This window comes from Anaerolineae bacterium (assembly GCA_014360855.1).
Taxonomy (GTDB): Bacteria; Chloroflexota; Anaerolineae; order JACIWP01; family JACIWP01; genus JACIWP01.
This window is the reverse complement of record JACIWP010000139.1, coordinates 1-8131: the sequence shown is the minus strand read 5'-3', so window position 1 is coordinate 8131 and position 8131 is coordinate 1. Positions and strand designations below refer to the sequence as shown.

Genomic DNA, 8131 nt, shown 5'->3' with positions numbered 1-8131 from the left:
GCCGGGCAGTGATGCCTTCAAATACCTGCTCACCTGGCTGGAGAAGTACGGCGGCTGGGGGATTCTGGCCGGCTTGCTTCTGCTCTTCTTCGCCACCTTCTTCAATAAGGCCTTCGCCTGGGTCTCTGAGCGCTTCTTCCAGCGGGTGGTGACTGCCCACGACGAGTGGCAGAGCGCGCGCCAGCGCGAGCGCCAGCTCGACGCCGCCACCCAGGCCTATATTGACCACGTGCTGGCGCACTACACCGCGGTCAACCTGCGCGGCATCCGCTCCAGCCAGCCCTTCTCGTTGGAGCTGGAAGATATCTATATTCCGCTCAGCACCCTGCGGCCCATGCAGGAGCTGAACGCCGGCGATGACGATGAAGAGGCACGCCGCCTGCCGGTGCGCGAGCGCCCCTTCTCTATGGAGCTGAAAGAGCTTCTGCGGCGCTGTAAGCGGCTGGTCATCCTCGGGAGCCCGGGCGCCGGCAAAACCACCTTCCTCAGCTATCTGGCGCTGACCTACGCCCGCCACCTGGACGGCCGCTGGCCGCGCCTGATGCGGGAGCGCCTGGGGTTCGAGGAGACATTGGTGCCGCTTCTGCTCCCCTTGCGCGATCTGGCGCGGCACATCCGCGTGCGGTATGAAGAAGGCGTAGTGGAGGCTGGGCCGGCTGTGCTGTTGGACTTCATCCGCCGGCACTTCGCCCAGTGGAACCTGCCCCTCCCCGAGGATTTCTTCCCCCGCCTGCTGGACGAGGGACGGTGCCTGGTCATGCTGGACGGCCTGGATGAGGTGGCGGATTACGACGAGCGGGTGTTCGTGCGGGAGATTATCGAGGCTTTTGTGGCGCGCTATCCGCGCAACCGCTATCTGGTCACCTGCCGCGCCGGCGGCTATCACGACGCCGCCCGCCTTGCCAGCGGCTTTGTGGAATGTCATATCCGTGACTTCGACGGGGAGGATGTGCGGCGCTTCGCCCAGGTCTGGCACCTGGCCGTGGAGGCGGCGGCCGCCGGCGGCCTCAACGACGCCGTGCGCCAGCGCGCCGAGAAAGCGGCGCAGGACTTCCTCCATGCTGTTGACAGCAACCCCCGCATCCGCGCCCTGGCTATTAACCCCTTGATGCTGACCGTCATCGCCCTGGTGCACCGCTACCGCGCCACCTTGCCCCAGCGTCGGGTGGAGCTGTACGACGAGTGCACGGAGCTCCTGCTGGGGCACTGGGATATGGGCAAAGAGGGTGAGGAAGCGAAATGGCTGGCCGAATGGGCCGGCATGGACATCCCCCTCGACCCAGCGGAAAAGCGCTCCCTCCTGGAACCGGTCGCCCGCTGGTACCATGAGCACCGCCTGCTCAGCGCGGATGCCCACCAGGTGGAGGAACTGCTGACCCAGCGGCTGGCGCAGTTGGTGGTGCCGGCCCAACCAGCCGTGCCGGCACATTCCCGCCAGCGCGCTCGTGCCTTCCTGCAGTTCCTGGATGAGCGGAGCGGCCTCTTCCGGGAATGGGAGGCCGGCCGCTATGCTTTCACCCATCTGACCTTTCAGGAGTACCTGACCGCTCGCGACGTCGCGGCCGGCGATGATTACGTCGCTACTGTCCTGCGCCATCTCGATGACTCCTGGTGGCGCGAGACCATCCTGCTCACCGCGGCGCATCTGAGCACCACCAGCCGCTCGCGTGCCTCGCAGTTAGTGCGGGCCATCCTGGCCGCCGGCGTGAAGCGGGGCACACGCTGGTGGCCGGCGGTCATCCTGGCCGGCGAATGCCTGGTGGACATCGGCAAGTACCGCGTGGAGGCCCAGTTATGGCAGGATGTGGTGGACGGCCTGGTGTGGATTGTGGAACATGACGGCGTCCCCTTTGCCGACCGACTGCGGGCCGCCGGCGTCCTGGGGGAGCTGGGCGACCCGCGGCTGGGGCAGACGGTCACAGTCCCTGGCGGGGATATCATTGTCGCGAGCAATGGCCGCATCCACCGCCTGTTCGTCGAGCGCTTCGAGATTGACCGCCTGCCAGTCACCAACGCCCAGTTCGCGGAGTTCATCCAATCCGGCGGCTACCGCACGCGCGAGTACTGGAGCGAGGAGGGCTGGCAGTTCATTCAGAGCAAGGGCATCCGGGCGCCGCGCTTCTGGGATGATCCCATGTGGAACCGGCCCAATTATCCGGTGGTGGGTGTGAGCTGGTACGAGGCGGAGGCGTATGCCCGCTGGGCCGGCGGGGCCCTGCCCACCGAACTGCAGTGGCTGAAGGCCGCCGGCTGGGAGCCGGAGACGGGCCGCGTGCGCCGCTGGCCTTGGGGCGACGAGTGGAAGCCGGATACCGCCAACACCGCCGAACTGCGCCTGGAACGCACCACGCCGGCCGGCCTTTTCCCTGGCGGGGCCAGCCCCTGCGGTGTGCTGGACATGATCGGCAATGTATGGGAGTGGTGCGCCAACGTCTACGCCGAGGGTAGCGCCGGCAATGGCACCCCCTCGCGCGCCCTGCGGGGCGGCTCCTGGTGCGAGGAAATGAACCTGGCGAACGTGGCCGGCCGCGACCGCGCCCTCCCCACAGCGCGAGAGGCGGACGTCGGCTTCCGCCTGGTGTGGATAGAGAAATAGCCGTGATTTTCCCCGCACCTTCCATCCCCTTTTCTTGACCTACGCGCCGGCCTGTGATATCCTCGTCATAGTTCTTCCCATCCCTATGGGGAGCGTGGCAGTGTGACAACCGCTCGTCGGCGAGTCGCGGGAGCAATCTTTGCCTTCCTCATCATCTGCACCCTTTTCATCGGTGCCCGGGAATGGCAGAGCGGCCGTTTCCTCTGGCACGCCCATCCCCCTGGCGAGAAACTGTCCCTTTCTTCGCCGGCCCCTTCGGCTATCCCGTCACTGGGCATTCCCGCTGGGCCCTTCCTGCTCCACGACAGCGCCTTTGGCCCGCTCAATGCCGCGGACTGGCGGCGGAGCTACGCCGGCTGGGAGGCCATGGGCGGCTGGGTGGAGGTCACCTGGGAGGAGATCAACCCCGCTGAAGGGCAGTACGACTTCTCCCGCATCACGGCATACCTGAATGCGGCGGAGCAGAGCGGCCGGCCGGCGGCCGTCAGCGTGCTCTTCCACGGGGAATCCACCAGCCCGGCCCAACGTCTCGCCGATTGGACGCCGGCCTGGGTCTATCGGGACATCCCCGGCCGCCCCGAGCTGGACGGCCGGCCAGTGGGTCGCGTCCTCCTGCCGGAAGGATGCGATCGGCCGGCGGCCCTGCCCCTGTATGAAGACCCTCGCTGGCAGGCGCGCGCCGACGCCCTGCTGGAAGCACTAGCACGCGAGTTCGATGCGCCAGAGCGCTATCCCAATCTGGTGGCCATCAGCATCGGGGAGGGGTTCGCCGGGCTGGACCAGCCCACCCAGGACCTGGTTTGCGCCTACAGCTCCCAGCTCGAGCCGGCAGTACAGGAGGGTTTCGAGCGGTGGATGCTCCACTGGATGACCCAGATGGCCAGGAATTTCCCGCACCGGCTGGCCTGGCTGGTGACGACACCGGCGCGCGCCCCACAGAGGGCGGAGCAGATTGACACCCATGTCGCCGGCCGTATTGGACTGCTGGTGGAACAGCCGGCGGCACAGACCGCACTGCCGGCGCCGGCCGCGCTCACCCCACGCCGCGGTGTCATCCCCATCGGCTGGCGGCTGGCGGATCCCGATTCCCTCTCCCAGACCTACTGGGGCCTCCTCGACGCCGTCGGCGCCGGCATTGACTGGCTCGACCTCCCCTGGGCGCATCTCACCAACGCCCAGGCCATCCGCCAGGAAACCGGCCTGGATCTGCTGAAAATGGCCGGCGCCTATGTGGGACACGGCGCGGCGGATGCGTCGGGAGTGTGGGTGCTCTTCGGACTGCCGGCCGACCTCGACCAAGAAGGGCATAACGCCCGTGCCTTTGGGCTGAGCCTGCGCGACAGCGCGGGCTGGCGGGTGGTCTACCAGCCGGCGGCGCCGCGCTTTGGCGGTTTGCTCCTCTCCATACCGGCCGGCTTGTACCTGGCCCCTCGCGGCGACCAATCCGTCCTCGATCTGGAGATCTCCGGGCTGTGGCAGGGGCGCCAGGACATCAAAGAGGGCGGCCGGCTGGCCATCCTGCGCCTGATCTACCTGGACCGCGGCAGTGACACCTTTCTCCTCACATACCCCGCGCAGGACGGTGTGCTGGCCTCGCGCCGCGTGCAGAAGGGGAACACGGGAGAATGGCGCCTGGCCGAGTTCCCGTTGGTCAAGCCGGATTGGGATGCGCCCACCCCGTTCGATTTGCGCATTGACAGCGGCCAGGACGGCGAGGAAATCATTCACTGGGTCGAGGTGCGCGCTGTATCCCCGGCGGAGCTGGGGCCGGTGCAGATGGCACAGGCCGGCTGGTCCTTCACGCGGCCGGAGGGCATGCCGGCCCAGGCCGCCACTGCGCCGGCGGTCGCGGAGACGCGGCCATCCGCCGCTCCCCCCACCGTCTTCATCCCGCCCCTGGTGTGGGTGCTGGCAGGGTTAGCCCTCGGCATCATTATCCTGGCGGTGCGCTTGCTGGTCATCCTGGAGGACTAGCCGCCAGCCGGCCAGCGCCGCACCGGCGTATGCCCCAGCGCCTATCACCAGCACCGCCTGAAACCCCCAGGACAGCGCCATCATGGTGGCCAGCACACTGCTGGTCACCGAGGCGACCCCATTGGCCGCCCATGCCCATGGGATAAGGGCCGGCGCCCGCTCCCGTAGTCTGCTCACCAGCCGTGCCAGCGGCATCCCCATGACCCAGCCGGCCGGCGCCAGCGCCAGCTCTGTCAGCCCCATGCGGGCCCACAGCGGTGCGCCCAGCGCCGCGTGCACCAGCGGGGAAAGGCCGGCGGCCAGCGCCAGCGCCGCCAGCACCGTGCCGCCGAGGGCCAGGGCCGGCGGCATCCGCGCCGACATCATACTGCCTACTCCAGAGAATACCAGCAGGGTGAACAGCACTGTGGCAAAGGCGTACGTAGGTTGGTCGAGCAGGAGGATGCACTGCTGGAGGAGCGGCAGTTCGACCATCATGAAGCCCAGGCCCAGGCAGGTGAAGGCCAGCAGTGTGCCGGCGCGCAGACGGCGGGGCGCGGCCGGCCCACCGCGCAGCCAGAGCGGCAGGAGCACCAGCACCATGCCGGCCAGCAGGGTCAGCAACAGCAGGGCGATCAGCACGAAATACCCGCTCCCGCCGAAGGGCTGCCAGGTCATGCCGAGCGTCTGCCAGACCTCCGGCGCCTGTTTCCAGGTGAAAAAGTGGAAGAAGAAGGGGCGGTTGTCGGTGGTCGGGGTGAGATCGAAAGGGGTGCTGTGGTAAAACTGCCGGCGGTCGCGCGCCGTGAGCATGGCCTGCCAGGCCCGATAGTACACCGGTTCGGGCAGGAGGTTAAAGCGGTTGGACTCCTCCTCCGACATCCCGGGATACGTGACCAGGTCAAACTGGCGGGCAGTGGCGAAGGCTCGCACCAGCCCGATCTCTTGGGGGGTGAAGGGCCGGCGCTTGGCCAGGATGAGACAGGTGGACCAGCTTCGCAGGGCGATAATATGGCGGGCCGGCTCCGCAACTCCCTCCGCCGCCAGCGCCTCCACCACCAACGCGCCGGCGCGCACCGATTCCGTCGGAGGGAGCTGTAGCCAGCGGGTGATGGCCAGGATGCCGTCCGGCTGTAGGGCGCGCAGGCCGGCGCGCATGGCCTCGACCGTCAGCAGATAATTCTCCGAAAGGCTGAAGGCCCCGGAGCGGATCGGATGATAACTGTCCGTCAGGGGGAACTGTACGATATCGTACGTGTGCCCTGGATGCTGGAGGAAACTGCGCGCCCCGCCGAAGATGACCGTCACGTTGGGGGCGCGGAAGGGATTGGCGTCCGCCGGCGCGGTCTCTTCCACCGCCTGCCAGACCAGCGGATTGGCCATCAACGCCGTGATGTGCCGGGCACCGCCATGCAGTGCTCCCCATACCGCCAGGCCGGCCAGCGGCTCGACGATGACGATATCCGCCCCCGGCCGAAGCTGGAAAAGCACCGCCTCCGGCAGATAATCGAGGAACGCCAGGTCCGCGGCGGAGCTGGACATCTGGATCGGGCTGAGGTTGTCCCCATCCACGAACAGGCCCATCTGCGCCGGCGGCGCATGCATATAGCCCAGGCTCATCCCCGGCATCGAGCGGATCCCCTCTGCCTGCACTACATCCACCCGCGAAAAGGCGTTCCAGCGCTGGAACAGGATGCGCGCGCCGGGATGGCGGAGCACCTGCATCAAGGATTTGTACGGGGAAGGGCGGATCTCCCAGCCGGCCGGCGGGCCGAGCGCCAGCGCCCCCAGCAGGACGGTCAGCGCCAGGGCCGCCCCGATGCGCCAGCGCCGGCCCTCGCCCACAGCGAAGGTTGCTCCGCCGGCGCCGGCCAGCGCGGCGCATGCCAGCAGGCTTCCCACGCCGGCCAAATACGGCTGGAGCGCCAGGCTCAGCAGACAGCCGGCGCCGGAGCCCATTAGGTTGGCGGCGTAGACGCGGCCGGCCGGAAGCTCGCGCCGCTCCAGGAGTACGGCGCTGATGAGGCCGGCGAAAAAGAAGGGCACGGTGAGGCTGAGGTAGTACAGCGCCATGTAGAGCACCTGCACCGGCTCCCAGGCGATGCGGAAGGAGTCAAAGGGGATGAAATTGGCCGCCAAATAGCCGGCGGCGGTGCCCAGCGCCTGGCCGGCGGCCAGCAGGGAAAGGGGAATGCGCCGGCGCGTCACCGCCAGAAAAGTGCCGCTGGCGCCGTAGCCCAGCAGGGCCACGCTGATGGCCAGGAAAGCGAAGTGATACCACTGGCTGAGCGAGAAGAGGCGCGTCAGGATAATCTCGCAGGCCAGCGCGGCCGCGGCGCTGAGAAACTGCCCCACCAGCCAACTGCCCATGCGTCCCTCGCATTCACCCGCTCGGCGGCCGGCCCTCCAGCACCTCCGCATAGATGCGCTCCACGCCGGCCGCCATTCGTTCCAGCGTGAACTCCTCTGCCACGCGCCGGCGGGCCGCCTCCCCCATTCGGCGCCGCAGGTCGGGGTTGGAGAGCAGGGTTCGGATGGCTCCCGCCAACGCATCCGGGTCCGCCGGCGGCACCACCAGCCCGGTCTCGCCGTGTCGGTTGACCCATGAAGTGCCGGTGCCCAGCTCGGTGGTGATCACCGGTTTGCCGCAGGCCATGGCTTCCAGCAGGACCGTGCCGAAGGCCTCACTGCGCTGGCTCGCCGGCAAGACGAAGACATCGCAGGCATGATAGTACGCCGGCAGTTCGGGGTCGGGCACCTCGCCCAGGAAGCGGATGCGTTCGGCCGCCCCACTGCCCCGTGCCAGCTCCTCCCACGGCCGGCGCATGGGACCCTCCCCCACCACCAGCAGGGTCGCTGCCGGCACCTCCGCCATAGCCTGGATCAGGTAGTCCACACCCTTATAATAGCGCAGGCGGCCGACAAAGAGCAATAATGGGCCGGGGAAACGCCGGCGAATCTCCTCCACCTGCTGAGCGTCCACGCGCTGGAGCACGGCCAGGTCCACCCCCAGGGGCACCACGCGACATTTGCCGGCGAAGGCGCGCAGCCAGGGAGAGGTCTCCAGATAGCGCGGGCTGGTGACGATGATGCGCGCCGTGCGGTCCAATACCCGCTTCAGAATGGGACGGTAGGCCCTTTCCAGCCGGCGCTGGCGCACGATGTCGCTGTGATAGGTCATGACCCAGGGAGCCGCCGGCCCGCACAGCAGGGCGGACAGCTCCCCCCAAGGATAGGGAAAATGCAGATGGATGATGTCCGGGCGCTGGCGGTGCACCAGCAGGGGCATGACCAGGCTGATGGGCGTGGAGGCCGGCGCCGCCAGCCGTGCGGCCTTGATGACCCGCACTCCCTGGTCATCCTCCTCGTGCGTGCGGCGGTGGGTGCTGGTCACCAGCACTGTCACCTGATGGTCGTGCGCCGCCTGCGCCCGCGCCAGCGCCCGGATGTGGTTCTCGATGCCTCCCAGCACAGGGAAATAGTCCTTGTAGAGATGCAAGACGTGCATGGACGTATCCTTTCTCCGCCGGCGAGCGCGTCAGCTCACTGTAAGCGGCCAGGGTCGCGCGCGCCGTGGCCGGC

General features: G+C 68.1%; 4 protein-coding genes. 2 read left to right on the top strand and 2 right to left on the bottom strand.

What is annotated here, in order from left to right:
- On the top strand, positions 1-2596 hold a 2596-nt coding region (locus tag H5T60_08760), incomplete at its 5' end, for an SUMF1/EgtB/PvdO family nonheme iron enzyme (GenBank protein ID MBC7242522.1).
- A gap of 102 nt (positions 2597-2698) precedes the next feature.
- Positions 2699-4570, top strand: coding sequence for a hypothetical protein (locus tag H5T60_08755; protein MBC7242521.1), 1872 nt, complete (start codon positions 2699-2701; stop codon positions 4568-4570).
- On the opposite strand, the gene H5T60_08750 is transcribed toward H5T60_08755, so the two are convergent.
- Both H5T60_08750 and H5T60_08745 read right to left on the bottom strand, forming a co-directional pair.
- A complete protein-coding gene (locus H5T60_08750; protein MBC7242520.1) occupies positions 4514-6919 on the bottom strand; it encodes a hypothetical protein in 2406 nt (801 codons plus the stop codon). The genes H5T60_08755 and H5T60_08750 overlap by 57 nt on opposite strands.
- Before the next feature lie 13 nt (positions 6920-6932).
- A complete protein-coding gene (locus H5T60_08745) occupies positions 6933-8057 on the bottom strand; it encodes a glycosyltransferase (GenBank protein ID MBC7242519.1) in 1125 nt (374 codons plus the stop codon).
- Between the last annotated feature and the right edge of the window lie 74 nt (positions 8058-8131).